Below are 14769 nucleotides of genomic sequence, written 5' to 3'. Positions count from 1 at the left end.
CGCCCTATCTACCGTCCTGGAGTCGCCATGTCCGCCACCGTCGCAGAAGTCTTGATCGATACCCTCTACCAGATCGGCGTGCGCCAGATCTTCGGCGTCGTCGGCGATGCCCTCAACCCGCTCACCGAAGCGATCCGCCGCGACAAGCGCATCGAGTGGATAGGCGTGCGCCACGAGGAAGGCGCCGCGCTGGCGGCGGCCGGCCAGGCCAAGCTGACCGGTCGCCTGGCGGTGTGCTGCGGCACCACCGGCCCCGGCGCCAACCACCTGGTGGCCGGCCTGTACGAGGCGCGCAAGGATCATGCGCCGGTGCTGGCCATTTCCGGCGGCGTGCCGGCTGCGCGGCGCGGCACCGATTACCTGCAGGAGAACACGCCCGACATCCTGTTTCGCGACGTCGCCTGCTATACCCAGACCGTGACCAGCGCCGAGCAGGCGCCCGGCGTGTTCCACCAGGCCATCGCCCAGGCTTATGCGCAGCGCGGCGTGGCGCACCTGAACATCCCGGCCGACATCATCGGCGCCAAGGCTGCGCAACCCGTGCCCAGCATCGCCACGCTGCGCCGGCGCGCCGAGCTGGCGCCGGCCGAGGCTGAGATCGACGCCGCGGCCAAGCTGATCAACGAAGCCGGGACGGTCGCCATCTTCGCCGGCAACGGCTGCCGCGAGGCCATCGACGACGTGCTGGCATTGGCCGCCAAGCTGCAGGCGCCGGTAATGCACACCTTCAAGGCCAAGGACATGGTGGACTACAGCCATCCGCACTGGATCGGCGGCGTCGGCCTGATCGGCGGCGCCCCGGGCACCGATGCCCTGCACGATGCAGAGGTGATGCTGATGCTGGGTTCCGACTATCCCTATTCCGAATTCCTGCCGACCAAGAACCGCGTGATCCAGATCGATGAGCGCGGCTTCGTGCTGGGCCGCCGCGCTCCGGTGGCGCTGGGCATCACCGGCTCGGTGGCGCCGGCCGTGAAGCAGTTGCTGGCCGCCGTCGACGGCAAGACCGACGGCGCCTTCCTCGACAAGGTCAACGCCGACCGTGAAAAGTGGAACGCCTCGCTGGACCGCAACGCCGAAGAAAAGCGCCACCACAAGAAGATCAAGCCGCAGCGCCTGGCGCGCCGCCTGGGCGACCTGGCCCAAGACGACGCCGTGTTCGTGGTCGATACCGGCGTGGTGACGCTGTGGTGCGGCAACTGGATACGCCAGAGCGGCCGCCAGCGCATCCTGGCCTCGTTCAACAATGCCGCGGTCGGCACCTCGCTGGGCCAGGCCAACGGCATCCAGGCGCTGGAACGCGGGCGCCAGGTGGTGGTGGCCGTGGGCGACGGCGGCTTCACCATGCTGCTGGGCGAATTCATGACCAGCGTCGAGCACAAGCTGCCCGTGAAGGTAGTGGTATTCAACAACCAGGAGTGGGGCCTGGTGCACCTGGAGATGGAAGAAGCCGGCCTGCCCGCCTTCGAGGGCTCCGAATTCCCCAATCCCGATTTCGCCGCCTTCGCCCAGGCCTGCGGCGCGCAGGGCTTCACCGCGCGCACGCCGGACCAGCTCGACAGCGGCATCGCGCAACTGCTGGCCGCGCCCGGCCCGGCGGTGTTGAACGTGTTCATCGACGCCTCCGAGCTGCCCACCATGCCGCACATCAAGATGGAGCAGATCTGGCGCTTCGGCATGGCCAAGGTGCGCGAAAGCCTGATTTCCATGAAGGGAGGCTGACATGAACCCGCCAAACACCCCCAACAAACCCGACCAGACGCTGGAACGCCAGCGCGAGCAGTACGCCCAGGAATTGCGGGCCCGCTTTGCCGACTACAAGCGCTGGGCGCTGGCCAACTGGCCGGTGAAGGAACAGGCGCTGGGCGACGCCGCCTTCGTCGCCGCCGAGCGCGAGTTGGCCCTGATGACCGGCGCCATGCTGCATCCCGGTCGCCAGCCCGGCGCGGTGCCTGCCGGCGGCAAGCTGCAGGCGCAATTCGAGGATGTGACGCCGGCCCCGTGGCCGTAGCGAGGCAATGGGCGACGCCACGCTTCCGGCTTTCTGACATGCGCTTGAGCGGCCCGCTTATATCGGCGAGGGCGGCCCGGCAGTAAGCTGAATTGACACGCACGACTTAAAGGAGATATCCATGTCCGCGACCAAACACCCCAAGCAGGAACGCGCCAAAGACTACGACACCCCGTCGGAAGTCGCATTGGACGACGCCAACGAGATGAGCTTCCCCAACAGCGATCCGGTGGCGACCTCCAACATCACCCGCATCAAGAAGGCGCCGGACATGGCTCACGCCAAGGGCGACCACCAGAACCGTCATCAGGTGAAGTCGGGCAAGCACTGAATTTCCGGGTATCGACACCTGCGGGCTCCACCCGATTGCGGGCGGCCCGGCCTTGCGCCGCGGCCGCCTTTTCATTTTCAAGGGAGATCAACATGGCAAACCGATTCAACAACCTCAAGGTCGCAATCCTCGTGACCGACGGCTTCGAGCAAGCCGAGCTGCTGGAGCCGAAGAAGGCGCTGGAAGCGGCCGGCGCGACGGTGCATGTCCTGTCGGACAAGAAATCCAGCGTGCAAGGCTTCAAGCACGTGGACAAGGGCGAAGTGGTGTCGGTCGACATGAGCATCGACGAGGCGCGCGCCGACGACTATTCGGCGGTGCTGCTGCCAGGCGGCGTGGTCAACGGCGACGCCATGCGACTGCTGCCGCAGGCGCGCAGCTTCGTGCGCGCGGCCAACGATGCCGAGAAACCGATCGCCTCGATCTGCCACGGCGGCTGGCTGCTGATCTCCGCCGGTGTGGCCAAGGGCCGCACCGTCACCAGTTGGCCCAGCCTGCAGGACGATTTCAAGAATGCCGGCAGCCAGTGGCTGGACCAGGAGGTGGTGCGCGACGAGAACTTCCTCTCCTCGCGCAAGCCGGCCGACATCCCGGCCTTCAACAACGAATTCATGAAGATGCTGGACCAGCAGCAGAAACGCGAACGCAGCCAGCCGGCCCCGGCGGCGGCCGGCGACGAAGCCGTCGCCGCGGCAGACGCCGCGCCGGCCGGCAAGAAGAAGCTCTCCGGCCGAGGCACTGCGCCGGCGGCCCCGCGCGACCACGAAAACGAAGCGTTTGCCGTGGCCCATGGCCAGGCGCACCAGAGCGACGGCTGAAGGCGGCGGTTGCCGCGATGAAAAATACGGGAATGGGGAAATGACGAGGGCGGGAGAGATACCGCCCTTTTTTTTGCCGGAGGACTCAGGCGCCCTGCTGCTGCCGCGCCTGCCGCCTGGCCTCGGCCACCAGCGCCAGCGCGGCTTTCTCGGCATTCTTGCGCTTGCGGCAGATGCGTACCGGCGAGCCTTGCAAGGCCATTTCCCACAGCGGCCCGATGTGCATGTCGACGTAGGCCGCGTACTTGTGCTTTTCCAGCTTGGCCACGCGCGGCGCGAATTGACCGGCGGCGGATTTGGCGGCGGATTTCGCGAGACGTTTCATGAGCGCACTCCTTTGCGATGACGCATGAAGGCAGGACGGAACAGCGAAAACGACAATGCGGCAGGCCGCCGCGGGCAAATGGAAGACATCAGGCAGGAGCAGGCGAACCCGGCCTCCCCCGCGGATGATGCGCCGCGCGGGCTGCGCTGTCCAGCCCGGACATCAAGCGCCAGCTCACTCCTTGGCGGCGTCGACCTTGCTCTTGAGCTCGGTCGCCATCTGCAGGTGCTCCTGCAAACCCGGCAAGGTCTTGGCCGCGAAATTCTTCACGTCCGGGTCCTGCGCCGAGGTGGATGCCTTCTGGAACAGCTTGACCGCGTCCTGGTGCGCCGACACGCCGATCATGCTGGCATAGCGCTTGTCGAAGGTATGGCCGGAGAGCTTGTCGAGCACGGCGATCTTGGCGCGCTGGGCCACCGTGGGTTCGGACGGCAGGCTCACGTCCTTGCTGGAGGCCAGTTGCTTGAGCTCATCGCCGACCTGGGTGTGCTGCGCGATCATCTTCTGGGCGAAATCCTTCACGGCCGGATTGGTGCTTTTCTCCAGCGCCGCCTTGCTGGCGGCGACCTCGGCGTTGCCGGCTTCGGCCGCCTTGATCATGAAACTCTTGTCCTTGCCCGGCACGGTGTCGGCGTGCACGTTCACGGCCAGCGCGACGCCGGCCACGCACAGCGCGGTCGCGCCCATCACGCGGCGCAGCTTGCCCCAGGCGCGTGGGCCGTGGAGACCGGCGTGGGGATGAAGTGTGAAAGTCATGGCGCTCTCCTTGTTCTGGTGGCGGATCGCCTCCCGGCGATCATCGATGTCTCGACTGTAGCCACCGTCGGGCTCGCTGTGCATCGGACAGCGCCGACGATGGCTGTAAGACACAAGGAATTCCCGGCGCTTTACGGACGCTTTATTCCTCGCCCCGTTCTTCTGTCGGGTGGCGCTTGTTGCGCAGGTAGAGCCATTGCCCCAGCAGCGCGGTCAGCAGCAAGAACACATTCGACACCACGAACACCCAGTCGCCCTGCAAGGCGCTGTAGGTGACGAAGCCGGTCGAGGCCAGCAGTTGCCCGGCGAACAGCCAGGGCGAGACGCCCTTGGTGGAGCGCGTGCGCCATTGCTGGTAGACCTGGGATGAGATCGTCAGCAGCAGCACCAGGGTGGCGCTCCAGCCGATCATGTCGGTCACGCCGTCAGGCATGACCGTATCCTGGCTGTGCAATGGGCGATGGATGGGGGAACGGGTTCATGCAAGGATGATGCGGCCAGGCGCTTGCGCGCAGCAGTGGGCAAGCGCCGCAACCGGCTGTAGGAGGACGGGCGCGGTCGGCGCTTTCCGGCAATGCTGCGCGAATCTGCCGACGCCGCAAAGGGGCGATGCGGCATTGCGGCAAAGCGCCCCGTTGCCTAGGCTGTCATGACAAGCGGACAACCATGATCACCCATCATCAGGAAGGAGGCACCATGCACGCCACCCGCACCATCGCCGACGTCATGACGCGCGGCGCCCATACGCTCAAGCCCGACGACTCCGTGATCCAGGCCGCGCAGGCCATGGATGAGCTGGATGTCGGCGCCCTGCCGGTCTGCGACGGCGACCAACTGGTCGGCCTGGTCACCGACCGCGACATCGTGCTGCGCGCGGTGGCGAAGAACCGCCTGCACGATTCCGTGCGCCTCAAGGACGTGATGAGCCACGAAGTGCTGTGGTGCTACGAGGACGAGCCGGTCGACGACGTGCTGGACGACATGGTCCAGCGCCAGATCCGCCGCCTGCCGGTGATGGATCGGCACAAGAAGCTGGTGGGCATGGTCAGCCTGGGCGATGTCGCGGCCAAGACCCAGAACAGCGGCGTGGCCGGCGCCCTGGGCGAGATCTCGCTGCCGGCGGCCCCGGCCCGGCGCCGCCCCAACCCGCCGCGCTCGGGCCAATACGCGCTGCCGGAGACGGTCAATGCCGACCTGGCGGAAGTCCCGCTGGGACGTCGCTGAAGCGCGGCCGTCTGGCCAGGCCCATCCGTGCGATTCTGTTGTAGGGGTTTTTCTGACACACGGATGGGGTAGTGTCCGATCTTCTTTTTTGCAGCGCATGGCTACTATGCACTCCAACGAACTCGAAACCGAGGACAGCAAATTTCCGGCGCGAACGTCCCCCTCCGTCGCGCCATGAAACATGTCCACCCCCCAATCGGTTTATCCCCACGGGTCGTTTCATAAGCAGAAATTCATCGGAGATTCCCCCGATCTCCGGCGTCTTATATCCCTCCCCCTCCGGCCGCCTCCCCAGGCGGCTTTTTTTTTGCCGCCTGCCTTGGCTCGCTCACGCTCAGAGGTGCTCGCTGACGTCGTCGCGCCTGAGCGCTGCGCCCGGTGTGTGCTGCGCCACATACTGCAGCGCATCGCCATAGGCCGTGTCGCGCAGATCGCGGATCGGCTCACACACATGGGTGGCCGGCTCGCCGCCGTCGGCGCGGCCGATCAGCACGACCCCGCGAAAGCCGCCGCCGGCGATCTGTTCCACGCCGGCTTGCATGTTGGGAGACGGCCATTCGTGCATCTTCTGGCCGCCGGGCAGATCCACCGGTATCGACATGTTCTCCTCCTGTCCTGGGTTGACTATATTCCCCAGCATATAAAGCGACGCCGGCCGATGACAGCAGGAACATGCCGCCTGTGCGCGTAAGCGTCCATGAAGATGAACTGCGCCGCCGGCGGCGATGGCATGGGATATGCTCCATTGTTGCCCCGTTCCTCCTCCCGACCCTGGATACGCCATGCCCATCAACTACCTGCGCCGCCTCACCAGCCCGGCCCGCTCCGACACCGCCAACCGCCAGCTGGGAGGCTCGCTGGCCTTCGTGGCCGGGGCGGTCAATGCCGGCGGCTTCCTGGCGGTGGGGCAATACACCTCGCACATGTCGGGCGTGGTGTCGGCGCTGGCCGATGACCTGGCGCTGGGACAGACCATGCTGCTGGCCGCCGGCGCCGGCTCGCTGCTGGCCTTCATGGCCGGCGCGGCAGGCTCGGCGGTGATGATCAACTGGGCGCGGCGGCGGCGCCTGCACAGCGAATACGCCATGCCGCTGATGGCCGAAGCCGGGCTGCTGCTGTGCTTCGGCATCCTGGGCAGCAACCTGGACGGCCATCGATTGTTGTTTGCGCCGGTCACGGTGATGCTGCTGTGCTTCGTCATGGGGCTGCAGAACGCCATGATCAGCAAGATCTCGCGCTCGGAGATCCGCACCACCCACGTCACCGGCCTGGTCACCGACATCGGCATCGAGCTGGGCCGGATATGCTACTGGAAGCTGGCCCCCAAGGCGCCCGGGGAAATGCCGGCCGACGACCCGGTGCCGCCGGCGCGGCGCAAGTTCGCACTGCTGGCATCGCTGCTGATGATGTTCTTCCTGGGCGGCGTGGCCGGCGCGCTGGGCTTCAAGGCGCTGGGTTTCATCGCCATCGTGCCGCTCGCCGCCTTGCTGTTCCTGCTGGCGCTGGTGCCGCTGCTGGACGACCTGTCGCGGCATTGAAAGGCCGCCGCCGGACACAAAAAAAGGCGCTGCGGGCGCCTTTTCGTTTTCTTGTTATCGGTATTGCACATGCTCATGCATGCCGGTCTTCCCGGCTGCCGCGCCGTCGTCGGCTACGCGGCCTGCGATCGCCTGCCGGCGTCGCTCAACCCTGCTGCAAGGGGTTGCGATCGGACTGTTGCGGTTGCTGCTGGGGCTGCTGCGGCTGTTGGACCTGCTGCACCTGCGGCGCGCTCTGGGTCATCTGTGGAGCGGCTACGGCCACACTACCGGCGTCGCCGGCATTGGCGTTCTTGCGGCCATGGCTGTTCAGTCCGCCCTTGCGGCCAGCTTCGCGCGCTTCGGCAGAGGTGAACTCGTGGGCAGCGCCCTTGGCATGGGCTGCCTTGCCTCCCATGCTGGCGATCTGGCGCTGCTTTTGCGGGTCCATCGCTGCGAAGCCGCGGTTGCTGCTGCCCGGGTTTTGTGCATTTGCCATGTCTGACTCCTTTGTCTGATCGGAAAAGTTGGAGGACAGCCGGTGGGCAAGACCCATGCCTTACCCTTGTCTTGCCATGGCGCCGGGTTCATCTCCCGGCATCACGTCGAAAGCGCAAGCCTTCTGTCCACGCCTGCAGTTTAGGAAGCATCCCCGGCAGTAACTATCAGAAGAGTCCATCAGCCCTTGTAGGCGTTGTCTGTAGGAAATGAAGGAATCCGTGAAGATGAGCTTACGAATTCTTATCGTTGAGCTCGAAATCCGTCAAAAGAGGTATGGCTCATCAGCAGGCCGCCGCGCCTCATCGGTGTTTTCCGCTCATCAAGACTTGCCGACAGGAGCGGCGACATCGGCTGACCGCAGCATGCGGCATGCGCCGATAACGCAAGACGGGACGCGCGGCTAACATCGGCCCTGACATCCTCCTCACGCCTCCAGCAAGGCGCAAGGATCAACGCTAGTCTCCGGAGGTTACCTCCAGCCTCCTATTGGGCCGCCCTTGAGCGGCCCTTTTTTTGCCCCTCTGCTTTGTAACTTTTCTCGCCCGGCGCGCCATATACTGTATATTTATACAGTTATCGGATTTTTTCGAACAGCCTCGCTTGCGGCTGTTCCGTACCGCCACTCCATGTTGACGCCTTCCTCACCGGCCCCTGCGCCGGAAGCGATCCATCCTTCGCTCTGGCTGGCGTCCCAGCTGGCGCGGGGCGGCGCGCGCGGCGTGGCCAGCGGATTCCAGGCGCTGGATGCGGAACTGCCGGAAGGCGGCTGGCCGGCCGGCGTGTTGATCGAGCTGCTGCTGCCGCAGGCCGGCATCGGCGAATTGCGGCTGCTGCGTCCCCTGCTGGCCCGGCCGCCGCAACAGCGCGAGCGCCCCGGCGCCGGGCGCATCGCCCTGCTGCAGGCGCCGCATGCGGCCAATGCGCCGGGCTGGACGCACATGGGCGTGGCGGCCTCGCGCCTGCTGCGCTTGCAGGCCGGCAGCCAGGCCGACGCCTGCTGGGCCGCCGAGCAGGTGCTGCGCGCCGACAGCTGCCAGGCCCTGCTGCTGTGGCAAGCCAGGATACGCGCCGACAGCCTGCGCCGGTTGCATGTGGCGGCCCAGGGCGGCAGCACCCTGTTCTTCCTGTTCCGTCCGCTGGCCTGCGCGCGCGAGGCTTCGCCGGCGCCCTTGCGGCTGTCGCTGCGGCCGGCGCCCGACGGCCTGGAAATCGGTTTTCTCAAGCGACGCGGACCGCTGCGCGAGCGCCCCTTGTTCATTCCCCTGACGCCTTCACCGAATTTGCAACGCCATGCCCCTGTGGATCGCCGTACACCTGCCGCTGCTGCAACTGGAAGCCTTTCGCCCGAACTGGCTGGCTGAGGAAGCGGCCGTGGTCTTCGAGCACGACCGCGTCAGCGCCATCTCTGCCCCGGCGCGCGCCGACGGCGTGCGCGATGGCATGCGCCGCGGCGGCGCCCAGCTGCTATCGCCCGCGGCCCACTGGCACGAGCGCGACCCGTTGCGCGAGGCTGCCTTGCTGGGCGAGGCCGCGCTGGCCCTGTTGCAATACACGCCGCAGGTGACGCTGGCCGAAGAGGATTGCGTGCTGCTGGAAGTCGGGGCCAGCCTGCGCCTGTTCGGCGGCATCCGCGCGCTGTGCCGCAAGGTGCGCGTCACCATCGCGCGGCTGGGATTGTCGGCCACGCTGAGTTGCGCGGTGAGCGCCGCCGGCGCCTGGCTGCTGGCGCGTTCCGGCTACGTGCGCACGCTGCGCCCGGCCTCGATGCGGCGCCGGTTGGAACGCCTGCCGGTGGCGCTGTTGCCGCCCGCGCGGCCGCACCTGGAGTGGCTGCACGGCCTGGGCGTGCGCCGCCTGGGCGAACTGCGCCGCTTGCCGCGCGCCGGCCTGCAGCGACGCTGCGGCAAGGCCGTGCTGGAGATGATGGACCGCGCCTACGGCGAGGCGGCCGAGCTGCACCGCTGGGTCGAGGCGCCGCCCGCCTTCCATGCCCGCATCGAGCTGCCCGACCGGATCGACCACGCCGACATCCTCGGCGCCTACGCGCAGCGCCTGCTGGCGCAGCTGGCCGGCTGGCTGGGCGCGCGCCAGCTGGCCGTCAAGCAGCTGCGGTTGTCGCTGGAGCACGAACGCGGCCGCCAGGCGGCGCCGCCCACCGAACTCACGCTGGCCTTGTCGGTCGCCGCCTGGCAGGAAGAACACTTGCATGCGCTGGTCAAGGAAAAGCTGGCCCGCTGCGCCTTGCCGGCGCCGGCCATCGCCCTCTCGCTGGCCGCCGACGAGCTCGACGCCATGCAGGCCGGCAGCGGGCTGCTGTTTCCCGAACCCGGCGGCAGCGCGGAAGACCATCACCGCCTCATCGAGCTGCTGGTGGCGCGGCTGGGGCCGGAGCAGGTATTGCAGGCGGCGCCGCAGGCCGATCATCGGCCCGAGGTGGCCAACCGCTGGTGCGGCGTGATGCAGGACGCCGCCGCCCTGCCCTCGCCGCTGCCGGGCGATGCCGCGCGCCTGCCGCCGCGTCCGCTGTGGCTGCTCGATGCGCCGCAGCCGCTGCGCCTGCACCGGCACAAGCCCTTCCACCGCACGCCGCTGGAATTCGCCTCGCCGCCCGAACGCATCGAGACCGGCTGGTGGGAAGGCCGGCCCGTGACGCGCGACTACTTCTGCGCGCATGACGCGCAGTATGTCTATTACTGGATCTTCCGCCAATGGATCGGCGGCGAACAGCCGGACCAGGAACCGCAGTGGTTCCTGCACGGCCTGTTCGGCTGAGGCGCCGCCATGGACGACGACTTCCCCGCATCCTCGCCGCCGGCCATCGGCCTGCCCGATTACGCCGAGCTGTACTGCCGCACCAACTTCAGCTTCCTGCACGGCGCCTCGCATGCCAACGAACTGGTGGAACGCGCCATGGCGCTGGGCTACAAGGCGCTGGCCATCACCGACGAATGCACGCTGGCCGGCGTGGTGCGGGCGCATGCGGCCTGCCTGGAACAGCTTTCGCTGGAGCAGAACAAAGGCCGCGATTTCAAACTGATCATCGGCAGCTGCTTCCGCCTTACCTGCGCCGCGTCGGATGGGCAGGCTTCGCCCCTGTCCGCCATGACCCTGGTGGCGCTGGCCAGGAACCGCGAAGGCTACGGCAACCTCTCCGAGCTGATCACGCGCGCCCGCACCCGCGCCGACAAGGGCAGTTACCTGCTCGAGCCCGAGGATTTCAGCGCGCCGCCGCCGGCGCTCTCGCACCTGCGCGCGCTGCCCGATTGCCAACTGATCCTGGTGCCGGACTACCCGGCCGACGACGCGCAGGTCGACGCCCAGTTGCGCTGGTTCAAGGCCTTGTTCCGGGAGCGCGGCTGGCTTGGGCTGACGCGGCTTTACCGCCCTCTCGACGACCTGCACCGCGATACGCTGGAACAGGCATCGCGCCGCCACGGCGTGCCGCTGGCAGCGGTCGGCGACGTGCAGATGCATATGCGCTCGCGCAAATACCTGCTGGACGTGGTGGCGGCGATCCGCCTGGGCAAGCCGGTGCAGGAATGCGGCTACGCGCTGGCGCCCAACGCCGAGCAGCACCTGCGGCCGCGCGTGCGGCTCTCGCTGGTGCACCAGGGGCAGGCCCAGCTGCTGGCCGAAACGCTGAAGATCGCCGCCGGCTGCCGCTTCAGCCTGGCTGAGCTGAATTACGAATATCCCGACGAACTGGTGCCGCTGGGCATGACGCCGGCCGCCTACCTGCGGCAGGAAACCCTGGCGGGCGCGCAAAAGCGCTACCCGCAAGGCGTGCCGGGTGGCGTGCGGGAGCAGATCGAGATGGAGCTGAAGCTGATTTCGGGAAAGGAATACGAAGCCTATTTCCTCACCGTCTACGACCTGGTGAAGTTCGCCCGCGACAAGGGCATCCTGTGCCAGGGGCGCGGCTCGGCCGCCAACTCGGCGGTCTGCTACTGCCTTCACGTGACCGAGGTCAATCCGGCCGACACGCGCCTGCTGTTCGCCCGCTTCATCAGCAAGGAGCGCAACGAGCCGCCCGACATCGACGTCGACTTCGAGCACCAGCGGCGCGAGGAAGTGATCCAGCACATCTACCGCAAGTACGGCCGCCGCCGCGCCGCTCTGGCGGCGGCCGTGCACAGCTACCGCCCGCGCGGCGCCTTGCGCGAGGTGGGCAAGGCCCTGGGCGTGGATGCGGCCGTGATCGATACGGTGGCCAAGTCCCAGCACTGGTTCGACAGCCGCGAGCAATTGCTGGAACGCTTCGCCGAGGCCGGGCTGGATCCCAACCTGCCGCAGATCGGCTTGTGGGCCGACATCACCGGCAAGCTGCTCAAGTTCCCGCGCCACCTGTCGCAGCACACCGGCGGCTTCGTCATCGCGCGCGGCCAGCTCTCGCGGCTGGTGCCGATCCAGAACGCGGCCATGCCGGACCGCTCGGTGATCGAGTGGGACAAGGACGACCTGGAATCGCTGAACCTGCTCAAGGTCGACGTGCTGGCGCTGGGCATGCTGACCGCGCTGCGCCGCACGCTGGAACTGGTCAGCCTGCGCCGGGGCCTGCCCGAGGTCATGCGGATGCAGGACATCCCGCGAGACGACAAGGCCACCTACGACATGATCTGCGAGGCCGACACCATCGGCGTGTTCCAGATCGAGAGCCGCGCGCAGATGAGCATGCTGCCGCGCATGCAGCCGCGCAGCCACTACGACCTGGTGGTGCAGGTGGCCATCGTGCGCCCGGGGCCGATCCAGGGCGGCATGGTGCATCCCTACCTGGAGCGGCGCGAGCTGGTGCGCGAAGGCCGCACGTTCGAGTATCCCGACAACACGAAGAAAAGCGGCAAGATCAAGCAGGTGCTGGAGCGCACGCTGGGCATCCCGATCTTCCAGGAGCAGGTGATGGAAGTGGCCATCGAGGCCGCCGGCTATTCGCCCGGCGAAGCCGACAACCTGCGCCGCTCGATGGCGGCCTGGAAACGCAAGGGCGGCATGGGGCCGCATTACGAACGGCTGGTGCTGGGCATGACCGACAACGGCTACTCGCGCGAATTCGCCGAGAGCATCTTCAACCAGATCGAGGGTTTCGGCGAATACGGCTTCCCCGAAAGCCACGCCGCCAGCTTCGCCCAGCTCACCTACTTCAGCAGCTGGCTCAAATGCCATGAGCCGGAGGCCTTCCTGTGCGGCCTGCTCAACAGCCAGCCGATGGGCTTCTACTCGCCCTCGCAGCTGGTGCAGGATGCGCGCCGCCATGGCGTCGTCGTGCTGCCGGCCAACGTCATGCGCAGCCATTGGGAGTCCACGCTGTACCGGCCTGCCGGCCAGGAGCATGCCCGCCCGGCGGTGCGGCTGGGCCTTTCCCTGCTGCGCGGCATGCCGGCCGAGGCGGCGCTGCGCATCGAACAGGCGCGCGCCGAACGCCCCTTCGCCGACGTCTCCGACATGGCCCGGCGCGCCGAGCTGGATCGTCAAGCGCTCGAAGCGCTGGCCGCCGGCGACGCCCTGCGCGAGCTGGCCGGCCATCGCCGCCAGGCCTTGTGGCATGCGGTCGGCGCGGCGCCCGACCGCGACCTCCTGCGCCCGGCGGCGCGGCGCGACGAAGCGGTGCAACTGGATGCCCCCGGCGAGGGCGACCGGATCCTGCACGACTACCGCGCCATGAACCTCACCCTGCGGCGCCATCCGCTGGCCTTGCTGCGCCCGGCGCTGGCGCGGCGGCGCTTCATGAGCGTGGCCGACCTCAACCTGCTGCAGGATCGCCAGTTCGCCAGCTGCTGCGGCATCGTCACGGTGCGCCAGCGGCCGGGCACGGCCAAGGGCGTGATCTTCATGACGCTGGAGGATGAAACCGGCTCGGTCAACGTGGTGATCTGGCCGGCGGTGCTGGAGCGCCAGCGCCGCGAGGTGCTCAATGCCAGCCTGCTGGGCGTCTACGGCACCTGGCAGGCCAAGGGCAAGGTACGCCACCTGCTGGCGGGACGGCTGGAGGACTGGACCCACCTGCTGGGCGAGCTGGAACCCCGCAGCCGCGATTTCTTCTAGGAAGTTGCGCCGGAGACGCTACGCGGCCTGGGCCATGCGGAAGGCATCGCGCCCTTCAGCCTTGGCGCGGTAGAGGGCGATATCGGCCTGGTGCACCAGCGCGTCCCAGGTCTGGTTCTGTCCCGGCTGCAGCACCACCAGGCCCACGCTGATGGTGACCGGCTGGCCATGATCGAAGCTGCGCCCGCGCACGGCCTGCACCAGGCGCTCGCCGATGCGGTTGGCCTCGACCTGGCTCAGCCCGGGAAACACCGCGCAGAACTCTTCGCCGCCGTAGCGCCCCAGGATGTCGTCCTCGCGGCAGTTCTCGCGCAGCGCGCCGGCGATGCCGGCCAGCACGCGGTCGCCCGCCAGATGGCCGAAATTGTCGTTGATGCGCTTGAAATGATCGACGTCGATGAAGGCCAGCGTCAGGCTGCCCCGGTGGTCGACCGCCTGGCGCAGCATGCGCTCCCCGCAGCGCACCAGCTCGCGCCGGTTCAGCGTGCGGGTCAGCTCATCCTCGGTGGCCAGGCGCTGCCGGTCGGCCACCATGCGTTCGAAATACACCATCAGCAGCGAGGCCGACAACAGCAGGCTGCCGCCCAGCGGCACCAGGTAGATCAGCGCCACGCCCAGGCTGCTCATCAGCGGCGGCTCGAACAGCTGCGGGTGGATGCTTGAAATAAGCAGGCGGGCGATATAGCTGGCGCTCAGGATCAGCATCGCCGCCAGCCCGATCCAGCGGCCGAAGGTCCAGCGCGCGTAACGGCGCGCCTGCGGGCCCGAGAGGCCCCTCCAGAATTCGATGAGCAACAGGAAGAACACCAGTTGCATGGCGCCCACGGCGAAATAGCTGCGCTGCGTGAAATCGGCGCCCAGCGCCAGCAGCACGCCGAACAGCACTCCATAGGCCGCCACGAACACCCAGGGCCACCACGCCGCGGCGCGCTGGTAGAAACTGCGCAGGCCGCTCCAGCCGGCCACGCTGGAGGCGAACAGCAGGGTATTGCCGATCAGCAGGCCGGCCCCGCGCAGCACCCCGGCGCCGGCGCCGCCATGCACGGCCACGATGACGCAGATGCCGAACGCGGCCATGGCGCCCGACAGCGCCCAATAGCGCGTGCAGCGCTCGGTCGGCGTGCTCAGGAACACCCCGGCCATGATCAGGCCGCTGCACAGCTGCACGATGGCCAAGGCGATACTGGCGGTGAAAGGATTCATTCGGATACGGCGCCCGCGAACGGGCCGGTGAAAGATTGCGAAAA

At 67.7% G+C, this 14769-nt stretch carries 15 protein-coding genes; 9 read left to right on the top strand and 6 right to left on the bottom strand.

Going from position 1 to position 14769, the window contains the following annotated elements:
• Positions 1–27: 27 nt before the first annotated feature.
• The 4 genes from Herbaro_RS11030 (at position 28) to Herbaro_RS11015 (ending at position 3160) form a co-directional block, all read left to right on the top strand.
• Positions 28–1722 (top strand): thiamine pyrophosphate-binding protein, encoded by a 1695-nt coding sequence (locus Herbaro_RS11030; RefSeq protein ID WP_275013867.1) that lies wholly within the window; start codon positions 28–30, stop codon positions 1720–1722.
• Between the two features lies 1 nt (position 1723).
• Complete coding sequence (locus tag Herbaro_RS11025; RefSeq protein ID WP_275013866.1) at positions 1724–2011, top strand: hypothetical protein; 288 nt, start codon at positions 1724–1726, stop codon at positions 2009–2011.
• Positions 2012–2132: 121 nt separating this feature from the next.
• Positions 2133–2342 (top strand): hypothetical protein, encoded by a 210-nt coding sequence (locus tag Herbaro_RS11020; RefSeq protein ID WP_275013865.1) that lies wholly within the window; start codon positions 2133–2135, stop codon positions 2340–2342.
• Between the two features lie 92 nt (positions 2343–2434).
• Positions 2435–3160 (top strand): type 1 glutamine amidotransferase domain-containing protein, encoded by a 726-nt coding sequence (locus Herbaro_RS11015; protein ID WP_446719320.1) that lies wholly within the window; start codon positions 2435–2437, stop codon positions 3158–3160.
• Positions 3161–3245: 85 nt separating this feature from the next.
• Here the strand turns inward: Herbaro_RS11015 and Herbaro_RS11010 are convergent, their stop codons facing one another.
• From Herbaro_RS11010 to Herbaro_RS11000, 3 genes are all read right to left on the bottom strand, one after another.
• The gene (locus Herbaro_RS11010) at positions 3246–3485 is read right to left on the bottom strand and encodes a hypothetical protein (RefSeq protein ID WP_275013864.1); all 240 of its coding nucleotides are present in this window, start codon (positions 3483–3485) and stop codon (positions 3246–3248) included.
• 174 nt (positions 3486–3659) lie between these two features.
• Entirely contained in the window at positions 3660–4241 is a 582-nt protein-coding gene (locus Herbaro_RS11005; protein ID WP_275013863.1) for a DUF4142 domain-containing protein, read from the bottom strand.
• 142 nt (positions 4242–4383) lie between these two features.
• Complete coding sequence (locus Herbaro_RS11000; protein ID WP_275013862.1) at positions 4384–4674, bottom strand: SWEET family sugar transporter; 291 nt, start codon at positions 4672–4674, stop codon at positions 4384–4386.
• 233 nt (positions 4675–4907) lie between these two features.
• Between Herbaro_RS11000 and Herbaro_RS10995 the strand changes: the two genes are divergently transcribed.
• A complete protein-coding gene (locus Herbaro_RS10995) occupies positions 4908–5465 on the top strand; it encodes a CBS domain-containing protein (protein WP_275013861.1) in 558 nt (185 codons plus the stop codon).
• A 334-nt stretch (positions 5466–5799) separates the two neighbouring features.
• On the opposite strand, the gene Herbaro_RS10990 is transcribed toward Herbaro_RS10995, so the two are convergent.
• On the bottom strand, positions 5800–6066 hold the full coding sequence (locus Herbaro_RS10990) for a hypothetical protein (RefSeq protein ID WP_275013860.1): 267 nt from the start codon (positions 6064–6066) through the stop codon (positions 5800–5802).
• Between the two features lie 181 nt (positions 6067–6247).
• Here Herbaro_RS10990 and Herbaro_RS10985 point away from each other — a divergent pair, with 181 nt between their 5' ends.
• The gene (locus tag Herbaro_RS10985; protein ID WP_275013859.1) at positions 6248–7003 is read left to right on the top strand and encodes a YoaK family protein; all 756 of its coding nucleotides are present in this window, start codon (positions 6248–6250) and stop codon (positions 7001–7003) included.
• 145 nt (positions 7004–7148) lie between these two features.
• Here the strand turns inward: Herbaro_RS10985 and Herbaro_RS10980 are convergent, their stop codons facing one another.
• Positions 7149–7481 (bottom strand): KGG domain-containing protein, encoded by a 333-nt coding sequence (locus Herbaro_RS10980; protein ID WP_275013858.1) that lies wholly within the window; start codon positions 7479–7481, stop codon positions 7149–7151.
• A gap of 628 nt (positions 7482–8109) precedes the next feature.
• Here Herbaro_RS10980 and imuA point away from each other — a divergent pair.
• The 3 genes from imuA to Herbaro_RS10965 are packed head-to-tail and all read left to right on the top strand — an operon-like array spanning position 8110 to position 13522.
• On the top strand, positions 8110–8844 hold the full coding sequence (imuA, locus tag Herbaro_RS10975) for a translesion DNA synthesis-associated protein ImuA (RefSeq protein WP_275013857.1): 735 nt from the start codon (positions 8110–8112) through the stop codon (positions 8842–8844).
• The gene (locus tag Herbaro_RS10970; RefSeq protein WP_275013856.1) at positions 8774–10255 is read left to right on the top strand and encodes a Y-family DNA polymerase; all 1482 of its coding nucleotides are present in this window, start codon (positions 8774–8776) and stop codon (positions 10253–10255) included. Before imuA ends, Herbaro_RS10970 begins: the two co-directional genes overlap by 71 nt.
• A 9-nt stretch (positions 10256–10264) precedes the next feature.
• Entirely contained in the window at positions 10265–13522 is a 3258-nt protein-coding gene (locus tag Herbaro_RS10965; RefSeq protein ID WP_275013855.1) for an error-prone DNA polymerase, read from the top strand.
• A gap of 18 nt (positions 13523–13540) precedes the next feature.
• Here the strand turns inward: Herbaro_RS10965 and Herbaro_RS10960 are convergent, their stop codons facing one another.
• Entirely contained in the window at positions 13541–14725 is a 1185-nt protein-coding gene (locus Herbaro_RS10960) for a GGDEF domain-containing protein (protein ID WP_275013854.1), read from the bottom strand.
• Between the last annotated feature and the right edge of the window lie 44 nt (positions 14726–14769).

The organism is Herbaspirillum sp. WKF16 (assembly GCF_028993615.1).
Lineage (GTDB): Bacteria > Pseudomonadota > Gammaproteobacteria > Burkholderiales > Burkholderiaceae_D > Herbaspirillum.
This window is presented reverse-complemented; position numbering and strand designations above follow the sequence as displayed.